Below are 25994 nucleotides of genomic sequence, written 5' to 3' on the forward strand. Positions count from 1 at the left end.
CATATGTCAGATGATTTTCAAGGTAGAGGCGGAAGTCCATGGGGAAAACCTCCAGGAGGAGGAAATGGTTCAGGAAAAGGACCCACACCTCCGGATATCGAGGCATTAATTAGAGATATTCAAAGTAAGATAAATAAATTTTTACCTGGTGGAAGCTCATCAGGAGGAAAGCCAATTGGTTTAATTTTAATTATTATAGCATTTGTATGGCTAGCAAGTGGGCTATATAGAGTGGGACCTGATGAACAAGGTGTTGTACTTAGATTTGGGAAATTTATAAAAACTACTCAGCCAGGGTTACATTATCATATTCCACTTCCAATAGAGACAGTTCAGACACCAAAAGTTACAAAGGTAAATAGAATAGACATTGGATTTAGATCAGAGAGAGACAGTGGTTTTTCACAAGGTGGAGGAGTTGCTGATGTTCCTCAAGAAAGTTTAATGCTTACTGGTGACGAAAATATTGTTAATATAGATTTTTCAGTTTTCTGGGTAATTAAAGATGCAGGTAAATTTTTATTTGAAATACAAGATCCAGAAGGAACAGTAAAAGCTGCAGCAGAAACAGCAATGAGAGAAGTTATTGCAAAAAGTAAAATTCAACCAGTTTTAACTGAGGGCAGAGCTCAAATTGAAATTGAAACTCAGGAAATTATTCAATCAATTCTAGATGAATACAATAGTGGTATTCAAATTACACAAGTTCAAACACAAAAAGCTGATCCACCTGATCAAGTAATTGATGCGTTTAGAGATGTTCAAGCAGCAAGAGCAGATATGGAAAGATCTAAAAATGAAGCTGAAGCTTATGCTAATGATGTTATTCCAAGAGCAAGAGGGGAAGCTGCAAAAATTATGCAAGCAGCAGAAGCTTATAAGCAAAAAGTTGTTGCTCAAGCAGAGGGTGAAGCTAGTAGATTTATATCTATTTATAATGAATATGCAAAAGCCAAAGAAGTAACTCAAGAAAGAATGTATTTAGAGACTATGGAAAAAGTTTTAGCAGATATTGATAAGGTAATAATTGAAAAAAATGCAGGCTCAGGTGTAGTTCCTTACTTACCACTACCTGAATTGGGCAAAAAGAAAGTGACGAATTAATGAAAGCACAAAAAATTTTATTACCAATAGCTATTTTATTAGGAGCATTAGTGTTCTTTTCTATATTTGTTGTTAAAGAAGTTAATCAAGCAATTGTTCTTCAGTTTGGTGATCCTAAAAAAATTATACTAAAACCAGGTTTAAATTTTAAAATACCTTTTATTCAAAATGTTGTCTTTTTAGATAGTAGAATTTTAAATCTAGATACACCACCAGCAGAAGTTATTGCATCAGACCAAAAAAGATTAATCGTTGATGCATTTGCAAGATTTCAAATTGTAGATCCTCTAAAATTCTACATTTCAGTAGGCAATGAAAGAGTTGCAAGATCAAGGTTAGCAACAATTATTAACTCAAGAATTAGAAATGTTTTAGGTCAACAAGAATTACAAACATTACTATCAAAAGATAGATCTAAGCAAATGTCTTTAATTCAGGAAGGTGTAAACGCAGAAGCTCAAAAATTTGGAATTAAAATAGTGGACGTTAGAATTAAAAGAGCTGATTTACCTCAAGCTAATAGTGAAGCAATCTATAGAAGAATGCAAACAGAAAGAGAAAGAGAAGCTAAAGAATTTAGAGCAAGAGGAGCTGAAATGGCAGTAACTATCACATCAACTGCTGACAAAGATGTTTCTGTATTACTAGCCAATGCAAACAAAGACTCTGAGATTATGAAAGGTCAAGGAGATGGTGAGAGAAATAAAATTTTTGCAGATGCATTTGGAAGAGATCCAGAATTTTTTGCTTTCTACAGAGCAATGCAGGCTTACGAGACTGCTTTAATAGGTGGAGACACTTCAGTAATTTTATCACCTGATAGTGAATTCTTTAAATTTTTTGGTAACATAAAACCTAAAAATTAATCTAAAACAATGAAAGAGCTAATTATAGCTTTTGGACTTTTTCTTTTTATAGAAGGAATTTTATATGCCTTATTTCCATTAAAAATGAAAAGTATGCTATTAAGATTAAGTGATGTGACTAATAGTCAATTAAGAACAGGTGGATTGATATTTGCAGTTATAGGATTTATTATAATTTGGTACATAAAAAATTAAAATGAATAAAATTAAAAAATTATTAACCGTATTTTTCATAATTAGTTATGGGACTAAAGTTTTTGCTGAAGATATTCCCGCATCTTTTGCAGATTTGGCTGAAAGACTAATGCCTTCAGTTGTAAATATTTCAACAACTACCACTGTAACTACAAATAGCAATCCATTTCCTGGATTTAAATTTCCACCAGGTTCGCCATTTGAAGATATGTTTAAAGAATTTGGAACACCACAGACAAGAAAAGCTAGTGCGCTTGGATCAGGTTTTATTATAGATGCAAAAGGAATAGTGATTACAAATAATCATGTAATTAAAGACGCAGAAGATATAGTTGTTACTGTTAATGGAGAAAAAGAATATAAGGCAAAAATTATAGGCAAGGACCCACTTTCAGATCTTGCAGTTTTACAAATAGAATCAAAAGAAAAATTTATCCCAGTTAATTTTGGAGACTCTGATAAAGCAAGAATAGGTGATTGGGTTATTGCCATTGGAAATCCATTTGGACTGGGTGGAACAGTAACAACAGGAATAATTTCAGCAAGAAATAGATCAATTGGCCTATCACGTTATGAGGATTATATTCAAACAGACGCATCAATTAACTCTGGAAATTCTGGCGGACCATTATTTGATATGAATGGAGATGTAATAGGAATTAATACAGCAATTTTGGGTCAGTCTGGCTCAATTGGTATAGGTTTCTCAATACCATCTAATAGTGCAAAAAAAGTTATTAGTCAGTTAATAAAATTTGGTGAAACAAAAAGAGGATGGCTTGGTGTTAGAATTCAAGTAGTTACAGAAGAAATTGCTGATGTTGAAAAGTTAGATGAGCCACGTGGGGCATTAGTTGCAAGTGTAGCTGAAAAAAGTCCATCAGAAAAAGCTGGAATTAAAGCAGGAGATATCATCTTAGAATTCAATGGAACTAGAATTAATGAAATGAAAGAACTTCCAATAATTGTTGCTCAAACAGAAGTAGGCAAAACTGTTGATGTTAAAATTTGGAGAAATAAAAAAGAAATTATTAAAAAGATTAAATTAGGAAGATTAGAAACATCAACTGATTTTAAAGAAGAGAAAAAAGAAATTGAAACAAAAACACCCGAAATGTCAGAAATAAAATCTTTGAAAATTATAGCAAGATTATTAAACGAACAAGATATTGAACAAAGAAAACTTCCCAATCAAACAACAGGACTAGTTATAACTAGTATTGGTAAAAATAGTCCAATTAATTATTTAAATGTAGGTGATATAATAATTGAAGCCCAAAAGAAAAAAATTAGATCTAAAGAAGATCTTGAAGATATAGTTGATAAAGCTCTAAAATCTAATCAAAAAACAATTTTGATTGTAATTTATAATAATCAAAACCAAAGAAGATATATTGGTGTTAAGTTAGATTGATAATGGGCAAACTGTCCAAGATTATTTTAATTTCTGGTCCTACTGCATCAGGTAAATCAAACTTTGCTATAAAGGTTGCCAAAAAGATTGATGGTGAAATTATTAATGCAGATAGTATGCAAGTTTATAAAACGTTAAAGATTCTAACTGCCAGACCAACTAAAGATGGACAAAAAAATATTAAACATCATATGTATGGATTTGTTGATTTAAATAAAAATTTTTCTACTGGTCAATGGCTAAAAACTGCTATTAAAAAGATTAAAGAAATTAAAAAAAGAAAAAAAATACCTATTTTAGTTGGTGGAACAGGGCTTTATTTTCAATCTTTAATTGATGGCTTAGTTGAAATCCCAGAAATACCCCCTAAATTTAGAAATCAGATTAGACAGATGCAAAAAAAAGATGGACAGAAAAAGTTTTATAAAAAACTTTTAAAAATTGATCCTGAGACTCATAATAGATTTGATCCAAATGATACTCAAAGAGCAATCAGAGCTTTTGAAATAAAATCTTTCACAAAAATTTCTATGTATAGATGGCTAAGTAAAACTAAACCAGAATTTAAAAAGAATGAATTTTTAAAACTATATATTAACTTTAAAAGAGATGATTTGATCAAAAGAATTTCATCAAGAGTAATTAAGATGATTGAGGAAGGAGCAATAAAAGAGGTAAATTTTTTTAATAAGCTTAAAATAAAAAAAGATTTAAGTGTAAATAGAGTTATTGGGATTGACGAATTGACACAGTACATGAATAAAAAAATTAATTTAGATCAAGCGCAAGAATTAATTTCAATTAAAACCAGACAATACGCCAAAAGACAAGCCACATGGGCAAGAAGTAGGATGAAATCTTGGAAAAAAATTAATCCCATCAAGATTGACGAATACATAAAAAAATTAAAAAAACCATTGCTTAAACTTGACCAATTAACACAAAGTCGAATAGATTGCCCAAATGGGTAATTTATATTCTGGAGCAGAGATTGTATTTAAGTGTCTTGAAGACCAAAAAGTTGAGCATATTTTTGGCTACCCAGGTGGAGCAGTGCTACCAATATATGATGAATTAAAAAATCATCCAACTATTAAACATATTCTAGTTAGACATGAGCAAGGTGCAGGTCATGCTGCAGAAGGTTATGCGAGATCATCAGGAAAACCAGGTGTTGTATTAGTTACCTCTGGTCCAGGTGCAACAAATGTTGTCACGGCATTGACAGATGCTTATATGGACTCAGTTCCCTTAGTTTGTATTTCTGGGCAAGTACCAACACATTTAATTGGAACAGATGCCTTTCAAGAATGTGATACAACAGGAATTACAAGACCATGTACAAAACATAATTGGCTAGTCAAAGATATTAATGATCTTCCAAGAATAATGCATGAAGCATTTGAGGTTGCAACAACTGGAAGACCAGGACCAGTTTTAGTCGATATTCCAAAAGATATTCAGTTTGCAAAAGCAAAATATTTTAAACCTAAGAAAGAAAAAAAATTAAATGGCAAGGTTTTAAATAGATTTAATCAAAAAGAAATTAACCAGTTAGTTGATTTAATGAAAAAAGCTTCAAAACCAGTTTTTTATACTGGTGGTGGGGTAATTAACTCAGGTCCAAAAGCTAGTGAACTTTTAAGAGAATTAATAGCGTTAACCGGATTTCCAATTACCTCAACCTTACAAGGATTAGGTGCTTATCCAGGTGATGATAGTCAATTTTTAGGAATGCTTGGAATGCATGGTACCTACGAAGCAAATAATGCAATGCATGATTGTGATTTATTGATAAATATTGGTGCAAGATTTGATGATCGTATTACTGGAAAGATTGATGAATTTTCTCCCAAATCAAAAAAAGTTCATATTGATATTGACCCATCATCAATTAATAAAATTGTAAAAGTTGATCTAGCTATCGTTGGTGATGTTGGTGAAGTTATAAAATCAACTACTAAAACTTTAAAAAATAAAAATTTAAATCTAGAAAAATCCAATAAACAAAAAATATCTAAATGGTGGCAACAAATTCAAAAATGGAGAACAAAACAGTCACTAAACTTTATAAATAGTAATAAGATTATTAAACCTCAACATGCAGTCCAAAGACTCTATGAACTAACAAAAAATCAAGATACGTATATAACAACTGAAGTTGGACAGCACCAGATGTGGGCTGCACAGCATTATAAATTCAATAAACCAAATAGATGGATGACATCAGGAGGACTTGGAACCATGGGTTATGGGTTACCAGCAGCAATAGGTGTACAAGTTGCGCACCCAAAAAAATTAGTTGTAGATATTGCTGGTGAAGCTTCAATTTTAATGACAATGCAGGAAATTTCTACTGCAGTACAATATAATTTGCCCATAAAAATATTTATTTTGAACAATCAATATATGGGTATGGTTAGACAGTGGCAGGAATTACTTCATGAAAAAAATTATTCAGAGAGTTACTCTGAAGCATTACCAGATTTTGTCAAATTAGCAGAGGCTTATGGGTGCGTTGGAATTAGAGCAGAAAATCCAGATGAATTAGATGAAAAAATTGAAGAAATGGTCAACACAAATAGACCTGTAATTTTTGATTGCCACGTTGATCAGGCTGAAAATTGTTATCCAATGATACCCTCTGGTAAGCCGCACAATCAAATGTTATTAGGACCAAAAGACCAGAAAGAAAATAAAATTACAGGTAAAGGGAAATCTTTAGTTTAAAATGGTAAAATCTAAATCTGCATATAGCACACCTAGTAAACTAGGGAAAATTGACACTCACATTATAGTTGTTTGGGTTGATAACGAAGCAAGTGTATTATCTAGAGTGGTAGGTCTATTTTCTGGTAGAGGCTATAATATAGAGTCTTTGGCAGTAGCAGAAGTTGATCAAAAAAATAATCTCTCTAGAATTACAATTGTAACCACTGGAACACCTCAAGTTATCGAACAAATTGTATTACAGCTAAAGAAGTTAGTTCCAGTTCATAAAGTTGGAAATTTTAAAAGAGAGGATAAAAAAGTTATATTTAAAGAGATGGCATTATTAAAAATTGTTGCAAATCCTTCTAAAATTAAGAAAGCTTTAAATGCTTGTAAAAAATACAATCCAGTTATATTAGATCAAACAAATAAATCTGCTGTAATTCAAATAACAGCATTAAGAAGAGAGATAGATACTGTGACGAAGAATTTAAAACTATTTGGTCTTGTTAGTGCCTCAAGAACTGGAGCGGTTGCAATGACTAGAGGTGCAGAAATTTTTAATTAATTACAAAGGAGAAAAAAATGAAAATGTTTTATGAAAAAGATGCAGATGTTGATTTAATAAAGAGTAAAAAAATAGCAATTTTTGGCTATGGTAGTCAAGGGCATGCGCACGCATTAAATTTAAAAGATAGTGGAGCTAAGGAAGTTGTTGTTGCTCTTAGAGATGGATCAGCAAGTAAAGTAAAAGCTGAATCTAAAGGATTAAAAGTAATGAGTTTATCTGATGCTGCAGAATGGGCAGAAGTTGCAATGATACTTACGCCAGATGAACTACAAGCTTCAATTTACAAAAATCATATTGATCAAAGAATTAAAGCAGGATCAAGTGTAGCTTTTGCTCATGGTTTAAACATTCATTACAAACTTATTGAAGCAAGAAAAGATTTAGATGTATTCATGGTTGCACCAAAGGGACCTGGACATTTAGTTAGAAGCGAATTTGAAAGAGGTGGTGGGGTGCCGTGTTTATTTGCTGTACACCAAGATGGAACAGGCAAAGCAAGAGACCTTGCTTTATCATATGCTTCAGCAATTGGTGGAGGTAAATCGGGAATTATTGAAACAACTTTCAAAGATGAATGTGAAACAGATTTATTTGGAGAACAATCAGTACTTTGTGGAGGATTAGTTGAATTAATTAAGAATGGTTTTGAAACTTTGACTGAAGCTGGATACGAACCTGAAATGGCGTACTTTGAATGCTTACATGAGGTAAAATTAATAGTAGATTTAATTTATGAAGGTGGAATTGCTAATATGAATTACTCTATTTCAAATACAGCAGAATATGGTGAGTATGTATCTGGTAAAAAAGTTGTTGATAGTGAAAGTAAAAAAAGAATGAAAGAAGTGCTTGCTGATATTCAATCTGGTAAATTTACTAAAGACTGGATGAAAGAATGTGAAGGTGGACAAAAGAACTTTTTAAAAATGAGAAAAGATCTTGCTGATCATCCAATTGAAAAAGTAGGTGCAGAGCTTAGAGCAATGATGCCTTGGATTGGTAAAAAAAAATTAATAGATAGCGACAAAAGCTAATTATTATTTATAAATTTCTACTTATACACGAATTTGTAAAATAAAATTATATCACCTATACTTTTTAAAAATAATAAAGAGAGGGAATATAATGAAAATTAAAAGTTTAATAAAAATACTATTAACACTAACACTAGTATTTGGATTTTCTTCAGCATGGGCTAAAAATATTAAATGGTCAATGGCAGGTGATAGTTTAACACTTGATCCGCATGCACAGAATGAAGGGCCAACAACACAAGTATCAAGACAAGTATATGAGGCATTAGTAACTAGAGCACTTGACATGCAAATTGTACCTCAACTTGCAACCAAATGGAAAGCAGTAAACCCAACTACTTGGTATTTCTTTTTAAGAGAAGATGTTAAGTTTTCTGATGGTACACAAATGACATCTGAAGATGTGGTATTTAGTATATTAAGAGCAAAACTACCAACGTCTGATTTTAAAGAATATATCAGTTCAATTTCATCTGTTAAAGCAATTGATAAATACACAGTTCAAATTAAAACAACTGAACCAAATCCAATTCTCTTGAATCAATTATCTAATATTTTTGTAATGTCAAAAGCGTGGTCGGATAAAAATTTTTCAACTGCTCCGCAAAATTGGAATGCGTCACAAGAAACTTATGCGTCAGTTAATGCAATGGGAACGGGTCCTTTTAAAATAACCTTAAGAGAGCCAAATACCAAAACTGTTTTTAAGAAAAATAGTAAATGGTGGGGAAATGTTGAACATAATCTTACTTCAATTGAGCTACTCCCTATAGCTAATGCAGCAACTAGAGTTGCAGCACTACTATCTGGAGAAATTGACCTTGTTACGGATGCACCTGTTCAAGATTTAGGACGTATTGGAAGTTCAGCAGGACATAAAGTTGTAAGTACACCACAAATGCGTACAATTTTTTTAGGAATGGACCAAGGAGCTGATGAACTTAGATCTGGGAATACTGGTGATAACCCTTTTAAAAAAAAGGAAGTTAGACAAGCTCTTTATCAAGCAATTGATATAAATGCGATCCAGAAAAAAGTTATGAGAGGCTTAAGTGAACCAGCAGGAATAATTACATTTCCTGGAGTAACTGGCTATACCAAAGATCTTGATAAACGATTAGCATATGACCCAGAAGCAGCAAAAAAACTTTTAGCTGATGCTGGATACCCTAATGGTTTTGATGTTGAACTAAGATGTCCAAACGACAGATATGTAAATGATGAAGCAATCTGCACTGCAGTTGTTGGAATGTTTGGTAAAATTGGTGTTAACGTTTCTCTGAACTCTCAAACTAAAAGTAAACACTTTAAAGAGCTAAAAAATAAAAAAGGTGATTTTTATATGCTTGGTTGGGGCGTTCCTACTTTAGATAGTCATTATGTATTTCATTACTTATATGATACTGGAGCTAGTTGGAACAGAGTTAACTTTAGTGACACTAGAGTTGATGAGTTAATTAAAGTTATGGAAGGTGAAGTAGACCTAGAAAAAAGAAATGCTGCAATCGCAGAAGCTTGGAAAATTGTAAAAGATGATATTTCATATCTTCCTTTACACCACCAGGTAATTTCTTGGGCATCTGCAAAGAATGTAAATGTCCCTATCAGACCTAATAACGAACCTTTGTTCAGATTTTCGAGCAAAAACTAATCAATTTAATATAAGCCCTTTTAATTTTAAAAGGGCTTATACTTAAAAATAAAACTTCATATTTTGACAAAGTATTTTTTTAAAAGATTGTTCCAATCGATATTGGTTATGCTTGTTGTAGCCTTTGTTTCATTCTCACTTTTTACTTTTGTAGGTGACCCAGTTAATAATATGGTTGGTGAGGAAACATCAGACTTAGAAAGAGCTGAAATAAGAGAAACTCTAGGTTTAAATGATCCTATTCCAGTTCAATTCATGAGATTTGTCAAAAATGCATCTAAAGGAAATTTTGGAATTTCTTATCAATTAAGAAGACCAGTTTCTGAATTAATATCAGAAAGGTTACCAGCAACATTAGAGTTAGTTTTTATTTCTTCACTTATTGCACTTATATGTGGGACTTTATTGGGAGTTTATACTGGAATAAATCGAAAAAGTTTTGTGAGTGATATTATTTTGGCTGTCTCCTTGCTTGGAGTTTCTTTGCCTACTTTTGTAATAGGAATTTTGTTCATATATCTTTTTGCAGTAATCTTAGGAATACTACCTTCTTTTGGAAGAGGAGAAGTGGTTAATATTGGTTTCTGGACCACTGGGCTTTTAACCATCTCTGGACTTAAAGCAATAATTTTACCATCAGTTACATTAAGCCTTTTTCAAATGACTTACATTATAAGACTTGTTCGGGCAGAGATGATGGAAATATTACAAACAGACTACATAAAATTTGCAAGAGCTAGAGGAATTAGTGAAAAAAGTATTCAATATAAACATGCGTTAAAAAATGGTTTGATACCTGTTATTACAATAGCAGGAATTAATATTGGAACACTTGTAGCTTTTTCAATAATAACTGAAACAGTTTTTCAATGGCCAGGCATGGGATTTCTTTTTATTCAGGCAGTTAAGTTTGTGGACATTCCAATAATGTCAGCCTATTTAGTTTTTATTGCATTTATATTTGTAATGATAAATTTCATAGTAGATATTCTTTATTATTTTATTGATCCAAGAATTAGAGTGAAGTCTGAAAGTGCAAATGGATAATCAAAATTTATCCTTTATAGATAAAATTAAAGATAGTGATATATATTTTGCTTTTATAAAATCGCCTACAGCAATAATATCAACTGCAATATTAATAATTATTTTCTTTTGTTCTTTTTTTGTAGAATTTGTAGCGCCATTTAACCCATTTGATCCATCAAGCCTAGACTTAATGGAGGCATTCACGCCTCCTTCTTGGGAAGAGGAAGGTATGTCTAAATTTTTATTAGGAACAGATGGACAGGGTAGAGATATGCTATCAACAATATTGTATGGATCTCGTATCTCTTTAATAGTTGGATTTGCAGCTATTTCATTTAGTCTAATTTTAGGAGTTACCTTAGGGTTAACAGCAGGATATTTTGGAGGAAAATATGAAATGATAGTTATGAGAATAACAGATGTACAATTAACAGTACCAAGTATTTTAATGGCTTTACTAGTTGATGGAATTGCAAGAGGTGTGATTTCAAAAGAACTTCATGATGAAATGGCAATTTATGTATTAATTTTTGCAATAGGAATTTCCGAATGGCCACAATTTGCAAGAGTGTCAAGAGCAGCAACATTAGTAGAAAAAAATAAAGACTATATTTCGGCTTCAACAATTATTGGTGTTCCAAATGTTAAAATAATGTTTAAGCATATTTTACCAAATATACTAAGACCCATCCTTGTAATTGGAACAATAGGACTGGCGTTAGCTATAATTGCAGAGTCAACTTTAAGTTTTTTAGGAGTAGGCGTTCCACCTACAACACCATCTCTGGGGACTTTAATTAGAATTGGAAATGACTTTCTATTTTCTGGAGAATGGTGGATAACTTTTTTCCCTGCAATATTTTTAGTTATTTTAGCATTTTCAATTAACCTTTTAGGAGACTGGATGAGAGACACTCTAAATCCAAAGTTAAACTAATGAGCTTTTTAAAAATTGATAATTTAAGTGTTAATTACAAAATGAGAAAAGAGACTGTAAATGCAGTCAAAAATATTAATTTTGATGTAAAAAAAGGAGAAATACTTGGCTTGGTAGGTGAGTCGGGCTCTGGAAAAAGTACATTGGGAAGTGCAATAATAAATCTTATTGATGAACCAGGAAAAATTTCTGGGGGAAAAGTAATCTTAGATGGGATCAACATTCATGAAAACGCAGAAGATATACTAAAATATAGAGGGAAAAAAATTGGGTTAATTTTTCAAGACCCACAAACTTCTTTAAATCCTTTGTTAACTATAGGTGAACAACTTATTGAAACTATTCAGACACATTTAAATTTTGATTTTAAGGAATCTAAAGATAGAGCAATTACTTTACTGCAAGAGGTTGGTATTAAAGATGCTGAAAATAGATTTGATAATTACCCCCATCAGTTTTCTGGTGGGATGAGGCAAAGAGTTGTGATTTCTTTAGCTCTATGTTGTGAGCCAGATTTATTAATTGCTGATGAACCCACAACTGCACTTGATGTTTCGATACAATCACAGATTCTTGAATTGATTAAAACTCTAACTAAAGTGAGAAATTTAGCTGTAATATTAATTACACATGACATGGGAGTAATTTCTGAAACAGCTGATCGAGTTGCGGTAATGAAAAATGGTGATTTGGTAGAGATTGGATTAACAAAAGAAATACTTACAAATCCAAAAGAGATTTATACGAAAAGTCTTATTAGTTCAGTACCTCCAACAAATAAAAAAATTTCAAGATTTAAGATAATGGAAAAAAATGAAAATAATGAAAGAGGCACAAACATTAAAATCTTAGATAGATGGAATAAAAAAAATCTAACTTCCCAAAATTTAATTGAAATAAAAAATCTTAAAAAAGCATTTCAAGAAGGCATGTTTACTGAAACTTCAAAAAATACAGTAATGGCAGTTGATGATGTCTCTTTCAGTATAAAAGAAGGAGAGTCGTTTGGGTTAGTTGGAGAGAGTGGTAGTGGAAAATCAACTATTGCTAAAATGATTGTTAATCTGTTTAAACCATCATCTGGAGAAATATTTTTTGACAATGTTTGTATAACAAAGATAAAAAAGAATAGCGAAATGATGAATTTTAGAAAACAAATTCAAATGATTTTTCAAGATCCTTACTCTTCACTTAATGGTAGGTTAAAAGTAAAAGATATTATTGCAGAGCCAATTAAACTTCATAATCCAAAAATTACAAATGCAGACTTAGATAATTATATTAATGATTTACTTGAGTCAGTTGAGCTTTCTAAAAAATCATCAACAAGATATTCTCACGAATTTTCTGGTGGACAAAGACAAAGAATATCTATTGCACGGGCACTTGCTACACAACCTAGACTTCTTGTATGTGATGAACCAACTTCTGCTTTAGATGTAAGCATTCAAGCCCAAATATTGAATTTATTAAAAGACCTTCAAGAACAACTTAACTTGACAATATTATTTATTAGCCATGATTTACCAGTTGTTCGTCAGATGTGTGATAGAATTGGAGTTCTTAGAAATGGAAAATTATGTGAAGTTTCGGATACAGAGAAATTGTTCTTAGAGCCTAAGCACGAATATTCAAAAGAACTTTTGCGACTAATGCCTAAAATTGAGTCTATTTATAATTAGTATCTAGTAGACCTAAAACGATCATCATTAGTAAGCATATTTTAACAATTATTTTGCAATATCTATTATAGATTGTATTATAGATTTTCTAAAATTATTGGTTATGAGCGATAAAGATAAAGTTTTTATATTTGATACTACAATGCGTGATGGTGAGCAATCACCGGGGGCATCAATGAGTCTTGAGGAAAAAATTCAAATAGCAAGAATTTTTGATGAATTAGGCATAGATATTATTGAAGCTGGATTTCCAATTGCTTCTCCTGGTGACTTTGAAGCTGTTACCGCAATCAGTAAAATTTTAAAAAACTCAATTCCATGTGGACTATCAAGAGCAAGCAAAAAAGATATAGACGCATGTTACGAAGCATTAAAATCAGCTCCAAGGTTTAGAATTCACACCTTCATTTCAACAAGTCCACTGCATATGAAATTTAAGTTAAATAAATCTCCCGAGCAAGTTATTGAAGCAATAAAAGAAAGCGTAACTTACGCAAGAAATCTTACAGATGATGTTGAATGGTCATGTGAAGACGGAACAAGAACTGAGATGGATTTTATGTGTAAAATAGTTGAAACAGCAATTAGCAGTGGTGCAACAACAATAAATATTCCAGATACTGTTGGATATACTATCCCTTCAGAATTTAATAAAATTATAACAACATTAAAAAATAAAGTTCCAAATATTGAAAAAGCTATTTTATCTGTTCATTGTCATAATGATTTAGGGCTTGCTGTAGCAAATTCTTTAGCTGGTGTTTCAGCTGGTGCAAGACAGGTTGAGTGTACAATTAATGGAATAGGTGAAAGAGCGGGCAACGCTGCACTTGAAGAAATTGTTATGGCAATAAGAACAAGAAATGATTTGATGCCTTATACAACTGGAATTAAAACAGAATTATTAAGCAAAGCTTCAAAAATTGTCTCTAATGCAACTTTTCCAGTACAATTTAATAAAGCAATTGTTGGAAAGAATGCCTTTGCTCATGAAGCGGGTATTCACCAAGATGGAATGCTTAAAAATAGAGAAACATATGAAATTATGACACCAGAAAGTGTTGGAGTTAAAAAAACTTCATTAGTAATGGGAAAACATTCTGGAAGACATGCATTTAAAGAAAAATTAAATGATCTAGGATATGCAGATATTACAGATGATATAATTCAAACTGCATTTGGTAAATTTAAGATTTTAGCTGATAAGAAAAAACATGTTTACGATGATGATATTGCAGCTTTAGTTGATGAAAGTATGATTTTAGATAAACATGTAATTAATTTGAAGTCATTAAAAGTTTTTGCAGGAACTGGTGAACCACAAAAAGCAGAAATGACTCTTGATGTTTATGGTGAAGTTAAATCAACGTCAGAAACAGGAGATGGCCCTGTAGATGCTATCTTTAAATGTATAAAAATTTTATACCCACACGATGTAAAATTACAATTGTATCAAGTTCATGCCGTTACAGAGGGAACCGATGCACAAGCTACAGTAAGCGTTAGAATTGAAGAAGATGGAAAAACTACAGTAGGTCAAGCAGCTGACACAGATACATTAGTAGCTTCAGCCAATGCGTATTTAGGTGCTTTAAATAAAATGATAATAAAAAGAAAAAAAACTGCTCCAATAGAGCATGAAACTCAGAAAATGAAGGGAATATAAGAATGGCTAATTGGTTTAAAAACATAACAAACATTTGGAGTCAAGACATGGCAATTGATCTTGGTACAGCTAACACACTTGTTGTACTTAAAGGACAAGGTGTAGTTCTTAATGAACCATCAGTAGTTGCGATAGTGGAAAACATGGGAAAAAAAACTGTGTTAGCTGTTGGTGATGAAGCAAAAACAATGCTTGGAAGAACTCCTGGCAATATTAGTGCTATCAGACCGTTAAGAGATGGTGTGATTGCTGACTTTATTGTGACTGAAGAAATGATTAAGCATTTTATCAAAAAAGTACATAAAAATAAAACTTTTGCAAATCCTAGAATTTTAATTTGTGTTCCAACTGGATCTACTCCAGTTGAAAGAAAAGCAATTCAAGACAGTGCATTAGCAGCAGGTGCAAGAAGAGTTCAGCTAATCGAAGAACCAATAGCAGCAGCAATTGGAGCGGGTCTCCCAATCTCAGAAGCCACAGGATCAATGGTTGTAGATATTGGTGGAGGTACTACAGAGATAGCAGTTATGTCATTAGGAGGTCTTGTTTACTCAAAATCATTAAGAGTTGCAGGTGATGCAATGGATTCTGCTTTAGTTAACTATATGAGAAAAGAATACAATCTTATGATTGGTGATAGTACTGCTGAAAAAATTAAAAAAGAAATTGGTACGGCAATTCCATCAAATAGCAATACTTACGCAGTAAAAGGTAGAGATCTAAGGTCGGGAACACCTAAGGAGGTGAATATTACTGAAGAAGATACAGCAGAAGCCTTAAATGATATTTTAAAAGAAATGGTAAATGGCATAAAGGATGCATTAGAAAATACTCCACCTGAACTATCTGCTGATTTAGTAGACATGGGATTAACTCTAACAGGTGGTGGGGCATTACTTAAAAATATTGATAAAAGGTTTTCTAAAGAAACAGGATTACCCGTGCATGTTGCTGACGATCCTTTAGCATGTGTAGCAATAGGCACAGGAAAAGCTTTAGATCAAGAAGAGACTTTTTCTACCATGTTATCTGAATATTAAGAATAATGGAATCAAGCAGAGACGATTTTGTAATAGCAATAAGATCTGCTCTATTAAAAAAAGGAACTCAACAAAGATTTTCACTATTAGGCTTAATTTTTTTTTCTATAATTTTTCTGGTTTTAGGTAGTTTAAATTTTAAAGTTATAAATTATATAAAAATAGGTATTAACGAAATAGTTTATAGATCTTCTTTTATAGTTTCTGCTCCAGAAAATTTTATAAAAAATAATTATCTTATAGTTCAAAATCATCTAAATCTTTATAAAGTAAATGAAAAAAATAAATCAGAATTAGCAAGTTTAAAAGCCAAAGACCTTTTGAATGAATTTATAATTTTAGAAAATAAAAAATTAAAAAAAATAATTGATGATTATTTAGTTAAATCGAACACTATAATTGCAAAAGTTTTAAGTGATAAAGGCAGTCCATTTTTAAGATCGGTCATCATTAATAAAGGTAGCAAGCATAAAATTAACCTTGGCATGGTAGTTATGGATGGAGAATATCTTGTTGGAAAGGTAGTGGAGGCCAATTATCTTTCATCAAGAGTATTGTTGCTTTCAGATCTGAACAGTAAAATACCAGTTATTATTGAGCCAAATTCAGTGTTTTCGATACTATCTGGAACAGGTGAGAATAATGGAATTATTCAATACAGTAAAAAATATAAAAATATTAAAAATGGTTCTATTATTTACACTTCAGGAGTAGGTAGTTTATTTAAAGCTGGGATACCAGTAGGTAGAATCAATACAAGTAAGCTTAAAGAAATTCAGAACGGAAAAAATTCAGAAGAAAAGAAAGTTGAGTTCTTTTCAGATTTTTCTCAATTAAGATTTGTAAAAGTTCTTTCATTTAAAAAAAGTGAGGATGAATGACGGAATTAAAGAATAAAAGTATTGTTAGAAAGGCACTATCAAGTATGCCAATAATTTTACTTTATATGTCAGTTTTAAATGATTATGACTTCAATTATATGGGATTAAAATATTTTTCATTTAATTTTTCATATATTTTGATATTTTATTATAGCTTAAAAAAAAGTGTAAGTTTAGGATATATCTACATTTTTATAGCAGGCTTATTTAACGATGTTGTTCTAGGAACCCCAATTGGCCTAAGTAGTTTAATGTATTTGGTACTTTGTGGTGCTGCTGCCTACCTTAGAAATATTACTTTAAGACCAAGCTTAATTAAAGACTCAATTTTTTTTCTTATAACAATATTAATTATAAATTCATTACTATTTATGATTTTAAGTTTTATTTTTGATTTTAAATTAGATTATTCTGAACAAGTAATAAATATCATATGGACATTTTTATTATATTTTCTATTTTCAAATTTATTCGATTTTTTTGGAAATTACTTTGTAGGTAGGAATAATGCTGGGTGAAAACTTTGGTGTAAAGAAAATACAAACCATTAATAGAAGAATGTTCATTATTAGTGCTGCTAAAATTATTGTATTTACTGGAATAATAGCCAAATTATTTTCATTACAAATTACAGAAAACAAAAAATACTTAACTCTTTCTGATAAAAACAGACTACGTGAATGGAGATTGCCACCAATTAGAGGTGAGTTTTTAGATTATTTTGGAAATGTTGTTGCTGGAAACCTAAAAGTATATCAATTACATGTTATTCCAGAAGAGGTAGAAGATTTTAAATATTTAATGGTTAGATTAAAAGAAATTTTAAAAATTAGTAATAATGAATTTAAGAAAATTATAAAACAAAAAAATAATCAAAAATCATGGGAAACTTTAATCATTTCTAAGAATTTAACTTGGGAACAGTTTACAAAAGTCAATTATTTTTTACACGATTTAGTAGGAGCAAAGCCAGTTCTATCAGTTTCTCGCAACTACCCATTTGATGAAAATTATACACACATTTTGGGTTACGTAAGTGAGGCTAGTAAGAAAGATATTTTAAACAATGACATGATAAAAGCTAAACATGTACCAGGTCTTAAAGTAGGAAAAACCGGTTTAGAAAAAAAATTTGAGAATGAATTAATAGGCACTAATGGCATCCAAAGATATGAAGTTAATGCCTATGGAAAAAGAATTAGTCAGCTTGATCATACAGATGGACTAAATGGCAAAACAATCCAACTAACAATTGATACGGAAGTTCAGAAGTTTTGTAATGAACTTTTAAAAGAAGTAGCTGGCTCAATAAGTGTAATGGATATTTATACGGGTGAAATAGTTGCTATGCAATCGTCTCCATCATTTAACCCCAACTTATTTCTTTTTGGAATTAACCAAGATGATTGGCAATTAATTAGAAATAACCCATTAAAACCATTGGTTAATAAAACTTTATCAGGCTTATACTCACCAGGTTCAACATTTAAACCAATGGTAGCACTATCTGCTCTAGAAAATGGGATTATTGATGAAAATTTTAAAGTTAACTGTACAGGAAAAACTGAAATGTATGGACAAACTTATCACTGCTGGAAAAAAAAAGGTCATGGTGTCGTAAATTTAAAAAATGCAATGAAGCAGTCATGTGATACTTATTTTTATGAAATTGCAAGGAAGCTTGGTGTAGATCGTTTAAAAGAAACATCTTTAAAGTTTGGTCTTGGAGAAAAAGTTTTAAATGAAACATTTGAAAATGAGAAAAAAGGATTAATTCCTGATACTAAATGGAAAAAAAATAACTTGGGAAAAGGCTGGGTTATAGGTGAAACATTAATTACAGGTATTGGACAAGGTTATACTCAAACCACACCACTTCAATTATGTCAAATGACAGCTCAACTTGCAAATGGTGGTTTTAAAATTTACCCTAAAATAATAGTCAAAAAAAATGATAAAATAGCAGAAGACATTAGAATTATAATGAATGAAAATCGCAAACAACTAGATAGAAAAAATAATGGATTACAAGAGTCAACAGACCTTTTGGCATTTTTAAATAAAAAAGAATATGAACCTTTATTTAAAAATTCAAAAAATATAAAACTAGTTAGAGAAGCAATGTTTGCTTCAACCAACGAAGTTAGAGGAACATCTTACTCATCTAGAATTGATGATCCAAAGTATCAATTTGCTGGAAAGACAGGCACATCACAAGTTAAAAGAATTACAAAATTAGATAGAGAGCTTGATTTAAAAACATTTGAAATTCCCTATAATGAAAGAGATCACGCATTATATATAGCTTTTGGACCATACAAAAATCCGAGATATGCCTTAAGTATTGTTGTTGAGCATGGTGGATCTGGTAGTTCTGCTGCAGCACCTCTTGCAAAGAAACTTTTTAAGTTAATCATAGATCGACACGAAATTAGGGAAAAAACTAGAATTCAAAGAGCTATAAAAATATAAATGTTATACAACTCATTTAATACACAACAAACTTTTATTCAAAAATTAAAAAAAATTGATTATATTTTATTAATTTGTATTTTATTACTTGGTCTAGTTAGTGCATTAGCTATGTATTCAACAGATGGGGGAGAAATTTTATTTCATAGTAAAAGCCATATATCAAAGTTTTTAATTTTTTTCCCAATGATGATTTTTTTATCATTTCTTAATATAAAATTTTGGCATACCTTTGCTTATTTTTTTTATTTTATTATTTTACTTTTTTTAATATGGGCTGCTTTATATGGTGTCAAAGCTTCAGGATCTCAAAGATGGATAAATTTATATTTTATTAACTTGCAACCCTCTGAATTAATGAAGATTGCAATAATAGCATGTCTTGCAAAATATTATCATCGGATACAACTCAACCAAGTTAATTCAATAAAAACTATATCTATTGCCGTATTAATTTTAAGCCTACCAATTATGCTAGTTATAATTCAGCCAGATTTAGGAACCTCAATTTTAATAGGATTAAGCGGTATAGTTGTTATTTGGCTAGCTGGAGTGAATATTAAATATTTTATATATTCTTTAATATCTTTATTGATTTCAATGCCTTTTGCTATTTCATTTTTACAACCATATCAAAAATTAAGAATTTTAACATTTCTTAATCCTGATAGAGATCCTCTAGGTGCAGGGTATCAAATTATCCAATCTAAAATAGCAGTTGGGTCAGGTGGATTAACTGGTAAAGGGTTTTTAAAAGGTACTCAAAGTTATTTAGAATTTTTACCAGAAAAACATACAGATTTTATTTTCACACTATTTGCCGAAGAACATGGTTTTTTAGGTTCATTAGCTTTATTGTTAGTCTACATAATTATTATTTATAGAGTTTTAAAAATCGGAGCGATCTCAAGAAGTTATTTTGCTAAACTATTTTGTTATGGTTATGGATCTTCTATATTTTTTTATGTAACTGTAAATATGTGTATGGTTTTGGGTTTATTGCCTATAGTTGGATCTCCACTACCTATTATGTCTTATGGTGGATCTTCAATGCTAGCTACAATGATCGGATTTACAATTGTTATGAGTGCTAAGATTAATCACAAGCAACTAATAGCCTAAGTTTTAAAATCTTATTTGTCGAATTTGTCGCGAGAAAATTTATATTTAAGAATTATATAATACGATATGGAAAAAAAATTTAAAATTGGAATTGTAGGAGCTGGAATTCAAGGTATTTCCAATGCATTATTTTTACAAAAAAAAGGTTTTGATATAACAATTTTTGACAGAGATGAACCAGGTAGTCCTGCTGCATCTTATGGTAATGCGGGCCATTTTTCTCCATATGCATCTGTTCCAATAAATAGACCCGACGTTTTAACAGATGTTCCTGCTATGCTCTTAAGCTCAACGGGTCCACTTGCACTTAAGTGGAACTATGCTCCAAAAATGATACCTTGGTTTTTACAATTTATAAGAAACTGCACTACAAAAAGAATGATGCACACTGCTAAAAATATGCATCAGATTTTAGACTTAGCATTACCTGCTTATGATGAATTATTTGATGAAATTGATCTTGGTGGGCTTGTTGAAAGAAAAGGTATTTTATATATTTGGAATGACCAAAGCTTAAAAAGTAGAGAATTAGAAATTAAAGTTAGAAATGAACTAGCTGTTGACCAACAAGTAGTAACTCCAAAAGAAATTCATGATTTAGAGCCAAATCTAAGACCTATTTACCACGGTGGGGTTTATTATCAATATGGTAGACATGCCAGGAATCCTAAAAAGATACTTTTAAAACTTTATGATCTTTTTTTGAAAAAAGGTGGGAAGTTTTTAAAGATGAATATTGAAAAAATAAACTTTAATGATGAAAAACCGGTTATAAAAACAGAAACACAAAGCTTTATTTTTGATAAAATTGTTATTGCTTGCGGATCATTTTCAAAAAAATTAACAGATAATTTAGATGAAAGAATACCTCTTGATACTGAAAGAGGGTACCATGTTCATTTTAAAGATTGTGATCATCTTTTAAGTAGACCAGTAATTTTTCAAAATAGAGGATTTGGTATTACACCAATGGAACAAGGACTTAGAGTGGTAGGGACAGTTGAATTTGGTGGATTAGATAATCCCTTATCAAAATCAAGAGTTAAAAATTTAATTAATAATGCAAAATATATGATGGGTGACTTACCTGAACATGAAGATGAGTGGCTTGGTTTTAGGCCGACACTTCCCGATTACTTGCCCGTAATAGGACCATCAAAAAAATACAAAAATGTTTTTTATTGTTTTGGTCATCATCATTTAGGATGGACTTTAGGGCCAATTTCAGGGAAAATAATCTCAGGAATGATTGCTGAAGAAAATACAAACTTAGATTTGAAACCATATAGCTCCCTTAGGTTTAGCTAAGTGACAAATAAAAACAATATTGCTTATATTTTTTTATTTTTTGCAACTTTATTTTGGTCTGGAAATTTCTTAGTTGGAAAATTTGCTAGCCAATATCAAATACCACCTTTTTCATTAAATTTTTATAGGTGGCTTTTTGCTTGGATAATTTTAGCACCATTCACAATTCGGGAAATAATAAAAAAAAGAAACTACATTTTAGAAAACTATAAATATTTCATAATTTTGGGAATAACAAGTGTAACTATATTTAATTCAATTGTTTACTACTCATTAAATTTTACTCAAGTTATTAGTGGTGTATTAATGATATCAACAATACCGGTGATGATTATATTTATTTCATCAATTTTAAAAATAGAAAAAACTAATACTTTTCAAATATTAGGAGTTGCATGTTCTTTTATTGGAGTAGTCTTAATTATAACTAAAGCTAACCTTGGAATCTTATTAAATCTAGATTTTAATAAAGGTGATATTACAATGGTTTTTGGAATGTTGTCTTGGGCAACTTATTCTGCATTATTAAAAAAAAAAAAACACAAACTATCTCAATTAACATTGTTAGAAGTTGTAATCTCATTTGGTTTTATTTTTTTAATTCCAATTTATTTTATAGAATATCAAATGGGATATAGAATTGTTCTTAATCAAAACTTTTACATTATCTTATTTTATGTAGTTTTATTTCCAGGTCTCACTTCTTTTATTTTTTGGATAAAGGGAGTTTCTTTAATTGGAGCTAATAGATCGGGTGTTTTTCTACATATGATGCCTGTATTAAGTGCAATTATGGCAATGATTATTTTTAATGAAAAATTTATGTTTTATCATATGTTGGGTGCAATATTTATTTTAACAGGAATCCTTTTATCAAATAAAAAAATTAAAAATGCTTAAAGTTGCAATCTTAGATGACTATCAGAATATTTCTCATGAGTTTGTTGATCTAAAAAAATTATCTGGAAAATATGAATTTAAGATATTCAGCCAACCTTTTTTAGATGAGGCAGATGCTATAGAACAACTATCAGATTTTGAAGCTTTATTAATTATGAGAGAAAGAACCCCTATCACTAAAAACTTAATCGATAATTTAAATAGTCTTAAATATATAATAACAAGTGGCTCAAGAAATAAAGCTATAGACTTGGCTGCTGCTAAAAAAAGAAGAGTGATAGTTTGTGGAACAGAAATTAATTTTGCAGGTACCACTGAATTAACGTGGGGTTTAATTTTAGGTTTAGCAAGGAATTTTAAGGAAGAAATTGATAATATGTACCAAGGATATTGGCAATCAACTATTGGCTTTGAACTTAAAGGAAAAATTTTAGGATTAATTGGACTTGGTAGAGTTGGTTCTGAAGTTGCAAAAATTGGTAAAGCATTTGGTATGGAAGTTATGGCTTGGAGTGAAAATTTAAATTTAGACGCATGTAAAGAATTAGGTGTTTTGCCATGTAATAAAGAAGATTTGTTACAAAATTCTGATTTCCTTTCTATTCATGTGCAGGCTGGTGAAAGATATAAAGAATTAATAAAATTAAAAGACCTAGACATGATGAAGAAAACTGCTTTTTTAATTAATACTTCAAGAGGGTCAATTGTTAATGAAGATGATTTAATTATTGCACTATCAACAAATGTGATTGCAGGTGCAGGGCTTGATGTTTATGAAAAAGAACCTTTGCCAGAAGGCAATAAACTAAGATTCTTACCGAATGCATTGTTGATGCCTCATATTGGTTATGTAACTGATGAAAACTACAGCATGTTTTATACACAAATGATTGAAGGTCTAGAAGCTTGTGTTAATAAAAAACCAATCCGAGTTATCGAGTAAAATTTAAAATGTCATCAAACTCTTTGTTTTTTAAAGTTACTAGAAAATATGAAATACTTAAAAAGATATACCTTTGGTACAATGTTTATATAAGAAACTTCAGGTATCACTTTATTAATTCCCATAAAAATTCACAATTTGGTGAAGAAAAATTGATCTTTAAAAATTTTAAAGATGAATTTATAGGTACATTTTTAGATATTGGATGTTTTCATCCTACTCGAAATAACAATACATATAAAATGTATAAAAGAGGATGGAGAGGTATTAATATTGATCTAAACCCTCTTTCAATAGATTTGTTTAATCTCGCAAGATCGGAAGATATTAATATATGCACAGCCATATCTGATAAAAATTCAACGACAGATCTATTTTTTATAGGTGATCTTGATACAAAAAATACAATTGAAGTAAATCAAAAGAAATTTCTAAAAAAAAATTTCTCTATAACAAAATTTGATAATAAAAAAAAAGAATTAAAACTAAAAAATTAAATGACATATTAAAGAAATATAAATTTTTTGATATAGACTTTATGAATATAGATATTGAAGGACATGAATTGAAAGTTTTAAAATCAATAAATTTTAAAAAATATAAGATTAAATTAATATGTATTGAAATTAACGATTATTATAATACATGGTCTAAAATGAACAATAAAAAAATTTTTAGTTTTTTAAAGAAAAAAGGTTATATTCAAAAAAATAAAACATCTGTAAATTATATATTTAAAAAAAATAATTAGAATATGTCAAAAAAAATTAATTCAAACTTGACTGCAGAACAAAAATTAATTTTATTTGAGGATGGCACTGAAATGCCAGGTACTAGCGAGTTAAACAACGAGAAGAGAGAAGGCAGTTATCATTGCACTAATTGTGGTGAAAAATTATTTGATTCAAATGCAAAATATGAAAGTGGTTCTGGCTGGCCTTCATTTTATCAATCACTTCCAGACGCTTTTGAAACTAAAACAGATACTTTATTAGGATACGAAAGAGTTGAGTATCATTGCAAAAAATGTGGTGGACATCATGGGCATATTTTTGAAGATGGACCCAACCCTACTGGAAAAAGATATTGTAATAATGGGGTTTGTTTAATTTTTAAACCAAAATAAGCTAATTTTCATAGTAATTGTTATTTTAATAAATCTTGTAGTTTATTTTCTTTTTCTAGAGCTCTAACATCATCGTAACCACCCATGTGTTGATCATCAAAGAAAATTTGTGGAATTGTTCTTTTACCATTAGCTTTTGTAATCATTTCATCCATTGCACCCTCAGCTGTTGCAATATTAATCTCTTTATATTCGACATTGTTTCTACTTAATAATCTTTTTGCTGCATCACAAAAATTACAAAGTGGTCCTGTATAAATAGTTACTAATTTCATATCTTATAAATAATCATTCTTTTTAATTTTACTAGTAATTTCTTTTCTCGAGTATTCAAATTTCTTTTTATGTTTAATGCTTTTTTGATTAACTCTTTTTCTCCACAATCTAAAAGAAACAGGCTTTATAGATCGTCTCATAATCTTAATTACTTCACCTTCTGTTTTTCCAGTCTTTTTTTCAATTTCCTCAAAAGTAATACGATCTGCCCAAGCAGCCCAGATGATCCAGTCAGGATCTGATATATGGGGTTCTGGGTTTTTAACTCTAGTTATTGGGGTGTGACCTTTTTTTTTCATAAATCCTTTATTTTCATTATATTTGAAAAAAATGATTAATGCATTTTATTTAAGCTCATGGTATTATGAAATCTAGATAGTCCATCTTAGCCATCTTTAGCTCCCGGTTTTTTTGGACTATCCTTAAACTTTAAAATGCTCCCTTTAAATTATTTCCTTTTTTTACAGATAATTTTATTTCTATTTATTACTCCAGGCACACCTAGAATTGTCATTATTTCTTATTCAATGAATTATGGAGTTCAAAAATGTATTTGGACAGCACTTGGAGATATTACTGCAAATTTTATTCAAGCAACTTTAGTAATTTTTGTTCTTGGATCTTTTTTTATTGATAATCCAAATTTTTTAAATACTTTTAAGTGGATTGGAATCGCCTATCTACTTTATCTTGCCTACGATCTCTATAAATCAAGACCAAAAGACGTAAGTTCAGGAAATATTTCATCAAAAAATTTTTTTTCTTTTTTTAAAGATGGTTTTTTAGTTGCAGGAACAAGTCCTAAGGCTTGGATGTTCTTTCCATTAATCTTTCCACAGTTTATTGACTTTAATTCGAATTATATTGTTCAATTTTTTATTTTGATCACAACGTATGTGGTATTAGATTTTTTGTCTCTAGTTGCTTACGCAGTACTTGCTAGAAAATTAATTGTATGGATAAAAACGAATCCGAAAACAATTAATACAATTTCAGCATGCGTTTTAATATTTATTGCATTAATTATTGCTTTTATTCAAAAGTATTAAATTACAATTTTTATTT

At 30.3% G+C, this 25994-nt stretch carries 27 protein-coding genes; 25 read left to right on the forward strand and 2 right to left on the reverse strand.

What is annotated here, in order from left to right; translation table 11 throughout:
- The first annotated feature begins 3 nt into the window (after nt 1-3).
- The 24 genes from hflK (at nt 4) to msrB (ending at nt 24653) form a co-directional block, all read left to right on the forward strand.
- Nucleotides 4-1104: an FtsH protease activity modulator HflK gene (gene hflK / locus ABXT47_RS01085; RefSeq protein ID WP_415308771.1), complete on the forward strand. Its 1101-nt coding sequence runs from the start codon at nt 4-6 to the stop codon at nt 1102-1104.
- Nucleotides 1104-1970, forward strand: a complete 867-nt coding sequence (gene hflC, locus ABXT47_RS01090) for a protease modulator HflC (protein ID WP_415308773.1) — start codon at nt 1104-1106, stop codon at nt 1968-1970. The genes hflK and hflC overlap by 1 nt, the downstream gene beginning before the upstream one ends.
- A gap of 9 nt (nt 1971-1979) precedes the next feature.
- On the forward strand, nt 1980-2165 hold the full coding sequence (locus tag ABXT47_RS01095; protein WP_415308775.1) for a DUF2065 domain-containing protein: 186 nt from the start codon (nt 1980-1982) through the stop codon (nt 2163-2165).
- Nucleotide 2166: 1 nt separating this feature from the next.
- Nucleotides 2167-3579 carry a Do family serine endopeptidase gene (locus tag ABXT47_RS01100; protein ID WP_415308777.1) on the forward strand — a complete coding sequence of 471 codons (1413 nt, stop codon included), beginning with the start codon at nt 2167-2169 and terminating at the stop codon, nt 3577-3579.
- A gap of 2 nt (nt 3580-3581) precedes the next feature.
- On the forward strand, nt 3582-4550 hold the full coding sequence (gene miaA, locus ABXT47_RS01105; protein WP_415308778.1) for a tRNA (adenosine(37)-N6)-dimethylallyltransferase MiaA: 969 nt from the start codon (nt 3582-3584) through the stop codon (nt 4548-4550).
- Complete coding sequence (locus ABXT47_RS01110) at nt 4543-6309, forward strand: acetolactate synthase 3 large subunit (protein ID WP_415308780.1); 1767 nt, start codon at nt 4543-4545, stop codon at nt 6307-6309. Before miaA ends, ABXT47_RS01110 begins: the two co-directional genes overlap by 8 nt.
- A gap of 1 nt (nt 6310) precedes the next feature.
- Nucleotides 6311-6859 (forward strand): acetolactate synthase small subunit, encoded by a 549-nt coding sequence (ilvN, locus tag ABXT47_RS01115; RefSeq protein ID WP_415308781.1) that lies wholly within the window; start codon nt 6311-6313, stop codon nt 6857-6859.
- 17 nt (nt 6860-6876) lie between these two features.
- A complete protein-coding gene (gene ilvC, locus ABXT47_RS01120; protein WP_415308783.1) occupies nt 6877-7896 on the forward strand; it encodes a ketol-acid reductoisomerase in 1020 nt (339 codons plus the stop codon).
- A 91-nt stretch (nt 7897-7987) separates the two neighbouring features.
- The gene (locus ABXT47_RS01125; protein ID WP_415308785.1) at nt 7988-9547 is read left to right on the forward strand and encodes an ABC transporter substrate-binding protein; all 1560 of its coding nucleotides are present in this window, start codon (nt 7988-7990) and stop codon (nt 9545-9547) included.
- A 63-nt stretch (nt 9548-9610) separates the two neighbouring features.
- Nucleotides 9611-10594: an ABC transporter permease gene (locus ABXT47_RS01130; RefSeq protein ID WP_415308787.1), complete on the forward strand. Its 984-nt coding sequence runs from the start codon at nt 9611-9613 to the stop codon at nt 10592-10594.
- A complete protein-coding gene (locus ABXT47_RS01135; RefSeq protein WP_415308789.1) occupies nt 10587-11513 on the forward strand; it encodes an ABC transporter permease in 927 nt (308 codons plus the stop codon). The genes ABXT47_RS01130 and ABXT47_RS01135 overlap by 8 nt, the downstream gene beginning before the upstream one ends.
- Nucleotides 11513-13195, forward strand: coding sequence for a dipeptide ABC transporter ATP-binding protein (locus ABXT47_RS01140; protein WP_415308790.1), 1683 nt, complete (start codon nt 11513-11515; stop codon nt 13193-13195). Before ABXT47_RS01135 ends, ABXT47_RS01140 begins: the two co-directional genes overlap by 1 nt.
- 103 nt (nt 13196-13298) lie before the next feature.
- Nucleotides 13299-14861, forward strand: coding sequence for a 2-isopropylmalate synthase (locus ABXT47_RS01145; RefSeq protein WP_415308792.1), 1563 nt, complete (start codon nt 13299-13301; stop codon nt 14859-14861).
- Nucleotides 14862-14863: 2 nt separating this feature from the next.
- Entirely contained in the window at nt 14864-15901 is a 1038-nt protein-coding gene (locus ABXT47_RS01150; RefSeq protein ID WP_415308794.1) for a rod shape-determining protein, read from the forward strand.
- 5 nt (nt 15902-15906) lie between these two features.
- Nucleotides 15907-16782 carry a rod shape-determining protein MreC gene (gene mreC / locus ABXT47_RS01155; protein WP_415308796.1) on the forward strand — a complete coding sequence of 292 codons (876 nt, stop codon included), beginning with the start codon at nt 15907-15909 and terminating at the stop codon, nt 16780-16782.
- Nucleotides 16779-17300 carry a rod shape-determining protein MreD gene (mreD, locus tag ABXT47_RS01160; protein WP_415308798.1) on the forward strand — a complete coding sequence of 174 codons (522 nt, stop codon included), beginning with the start codon at nt 16779-16781 and terminating at the stop codon, nt 17298-17300. The genes mreC and mreD overlap by 4 nt, the downstream gene beginning before the upstream one ends.
- Nucleotides 17290-19254, forward strand: a complete 1965-nt coding sequence (mrdA, locus tag ABXT47_RS01165; protein WP_415308800.1) for a penicillin-binding protein 2 — start codon at nt 17290-17292, stop codon at nt 19252-19254. The genes mreD and mrdA overlap by 11 nt, the downstream gene beginning before the upstream one ends.
- Nucleotides 19255-20376, forward strand: coding sequence for a rod shape-determining protein RodA (gene rodA, locus ABXT47_RS01170; protein WP_415308802.1), 1122 nt, complete (start codon nt 19255-19257; stop codon nt 20374-20376).
- Nucleotides 20377-20442: 66 nt separating this feature from the next.
- Nucleotides 20443-21684 carry an NAD(P)/FAD-dependent oxidoreductase gene (locus ABXT47_RS01175; RefSeq protein WP_415308803.1) on the forward strand — a complete coding sequence of 414 codons (1242 nt, stop codon included), beginning with the start codon at nt 20443-20445 and terminating at the stop codon, nt 21682-21684.
- Nucleotides 21685-22584: a DMT family transporter gene (locus ABXT47_RS01180; RefSeq protein ID WP_415308805.1), complete on the forward strand. Its 900-nt coding sequence runs from the start codon at nt 21685-21687 to the stop codon at nt 22582-22584. It abuts the gene before it with no gap.
- Nucleotides 22577-23527 carry a D-2-hydroxyacid dehydrogenase family protein gene (locus tag ABXT47_RS01185; protein ID WP_415308807.1) on the forward strand — a complete coding sequence of 317 codons (951 nt, stop codon included), beginning with the start codon at nt 22577-22579 and terminating at the stop codon, nt 23525-23527. Before ABXT47_RS01180 ends, ABXT47_RS01185 begins: the two co-directional genes overlap by 8 nt.
- Before the next feature lie 8 nt (nt 23528-23535).
- Nucleotides 23536-24024, forward strand: a complete 489-nt coding sequence (locus ABXT47_RS01190) for a hypothetical protein (protein ID WP_415308809.1) — start codon at nt 23536-23538, stop codon at nt 24022-24024.
- A gap of 32 nt (nt 24025-24056) precedes the next feature.
- Nucleotides 24057-24278 (forward strand): FkbM family methyltransferase, encoded by a 222-nt coding sequence (locus ABXT47_RS01195; RefSeq protein WP_415309359.1) that lies wholly within the window; start codon nt 24057-24059, stop codon nt 24276-24278.
- 3 nt (nt 24279-24281) lie between these two features.
- Complete coding sequence (gene msrB, locus ABXT47_RS01200; protein ID WP_415308810.1) at nt 24282-24653, forward strand: peptide-methionine (R)-S-oxide reductase MsrB; 372 nt, start codon at nt 24282-24284, stop codon at nt 24651-24653.
- Between the two features lie 20 nt (nt 24654-24673).
- Here the strand turns inward: msrB and grxC are convergent, their stop codons facing one another.
- Together grxC and ABXT47_RS01210 are read right to left on the reverse strand one after the other, a co-directional pair.
- Nucleotides 24674-24928, reverse strand: coding sequence for a glutaredoxin 3 (grxC, locus tag ABXT47_RS01205; RefSeq protein WP_415308811.1), 255 nt, complete (start codon nt 24926-24928; stop codon nt 24674-24676).
- Between the two features lie 3 nt (nt 24929-24931).
- Nucleotides 24932-25228: a TIGR03643 family protein gene (locus ABXT47_RS01210; protein ID WP_168607274.1), complete on the reverse strand. Its 297-nt coding sequence runs from the start codon at nt 25226-25228 to the stop codon at nt 24932-24934.
- Nucleotides 25229-25363: 135 nt separating this feature from the next.
- On the opposite strand from ABXT47_RS01210, the gene ABXT47_RS01215 reads away from it, so the two are divergent.
- Nucleotides 25364-25978 (forward strand): LysE family translocator, encoded by a 615-nt coding sequence (locus ABXT47_RS01215; protein WP_415308812.1) that lies wholly within the window; start codon nt 25364-25366, stop codon nt 25976-25978.
- Nucleotides 25979-25994 lie beyond the last annotated feature (16 nt).

Origin of the sequence: Candidatus Pelagibacter sp. Uisw_099_02, from assembly GCF_047727625.1 — a bacterium.
Lineage (GTDB): Bacteria > Pseudomonadota > Alphaproteobacteria > Pelagibacterales > Pelagibacteraceae > Pelagibacter.

Excerpts from the sequence above, each read along its gene's own strand:
- hflK (WP_415308771.1), top strand. The coding sequence starts at position 4 with ATGTCAGATGATTTTCAAGGTAGAGGCGGAAGTCCATGGGGAAAACCT.
- hflC (WP_415308773.1), top strand. The coding sequence starts at position 1,104 with ATGAAAGCACAAAAAATTTTATTACCAATAGCTATTTTATTAGGAGCA.
- ABXT47_RS01095 (WP_415308775.1), top strand. The coding sequence starts at position 1,980 with ATGAAAGAGCTAATTATAGCTTTTGGACTTTTTCTTTTTATAGAAGGA.
- ABXT47_RS01100 (WP_415308777.1), top strand. The coding sequence starts at position 2,167 with ATGAATAAAATTAAAAAATTATTAACCGTATTTTTCATAATTAGTTAT.
- miaA (WP_415308778.1), top strand. The coding sequence starts at position 3,582 with ATGGGCAAACTGTCCAAGATTATTTTAATTTCTGGTCCTACTGCATCA.
- ABXT47_RS01110 (WP_415308780.1), top strand. The coding sequence starts at position 4,543 with ATGGGTAATTTATATTCTGGAGCAGAGATTGTATTTAAGTGTCTTGAA.
- ilvN (WP_415308781.1), top strand. The coding sequence starts at position 6,311 with ATGGTAAAATCTAAATCTGCATATAGCACACCTAGTAAACTAGGGAAA.
- ilvC (WP_415308783.1), top strand. The coding sequence starts at position 6,877 with ATGAAAATGTTTTATGAAAAAGATGCAGATGTTGATTTAATAAAGAGT.
- ABXT47_RS01125 (WP_415308785.1), top strand. The coding sequence starts at position 7,988 with ATGAAAATTAAAAGTTTAATAAAAATACTATTAACACTAACACTAGTA.
- ABXT47_RS01135 (WP_415308789.1), top strand. The coding sequence starts at position 10,587 with ATGGATAATCAAAATTTATCCTTTATAGATAAAATTAAAGATAGTGAT.
- ABXT47_RS01140 (WP_415308790.1), top strand. The coding sequence starts at position 11,513 with ATGAGCTTTTTAAAAATTGATAATTTAAGTGTTAATTACAAAATGAGA.
- ABXT47_RS01145 (WP_415308792.1), top strand. The coding sequence starts at position 13,299 with ATGAGCGATAAAGATAAAGTTTTTATATTTGATACTACAATGCGTGAT.
- ABXT47_RS01150 (WP_415308794.1), top strand. The coding sequence starts at position 14,864 with ATGGCTAATTGGTTTAAAAACATAACAAACATTTGGAGTCAAGACATG.
- mreC (WP_415308796.1), top strand. The coding sequence starts at position 15,907 with ATGGAATCAAGCAGAGACGATTTTGTAATAGCAATAAGATCTGCTCTA.
- mreD (WP_415308798.1), top strand. The coding sequence starts at position 16,779 with ATGACGGAATTAAAGAATAAAAGTATTGTTAGAAAGGCACTATCAAGT.
- mrdA (WP_415308800.1), top strand. The coding sequence starts at position 17,290 with ATGCTGGGTGAAAACTTTGGTGTAAAGAAAATACAAACCATTAATAGA.
- rodA (WP_415308802.1), top strand. The coding sequence starts at position 19,255 with ATGTTATACAACTCATTTAATACACAACAAACTTTTATTCAAAAATTA.
- ABXT47_RS01175 (WP_415308803.1), top strand. The coding sequence starts at position 20,443 with ATGGAAAAAAAATTTAAAATTGGAATTGTAGGAGCTGGAATTCAAGGT.
- ABXT47_RS01185 (WP_415308807.1), top strand. The coding sequence starts at position 22,577 with ATGCTTAAAGTTGCAATCTTAGATGACTATCAGAATATTTCTCATGAG.
- ABXT47_RS01190 (WP_415308809.1), top strand. The coding sequence starts at position 23,536 with ATGTCATCAAACTCTTTGTTTTTTAAAGTTACTAGAAAATATGAAATA.
- msrB (WP_415308810.1), top strand. The coding sequence starts at position 24,282 with ATGTCAAAAAAAATTAATTCAAACTTGACTGCAGAACAAAAATTAATT.
- grxC (WP_415308811.1), bottom strand. The coding sequence starts at position 24,928 with ATGAAATTAGTAACTATTTATACAGGACCACTTTGTAATTTTTGTGAT.
- ABXT47_RS01210 (WP_168607274.1), bottom strand. The coding sequence starts at position 25,228 with ATGAAAAAAAAAGGTCACACCCCAATAACTAGAGTTAAAAACCCAGAA.
- ABXT47_RS01215 (WP_415308812.1), top strand. The coding sequence starts at position 25,364 with ATGCTCCCTTTAAATTATTTCCTTTTTTTACAGATAATTTTATTTCTA.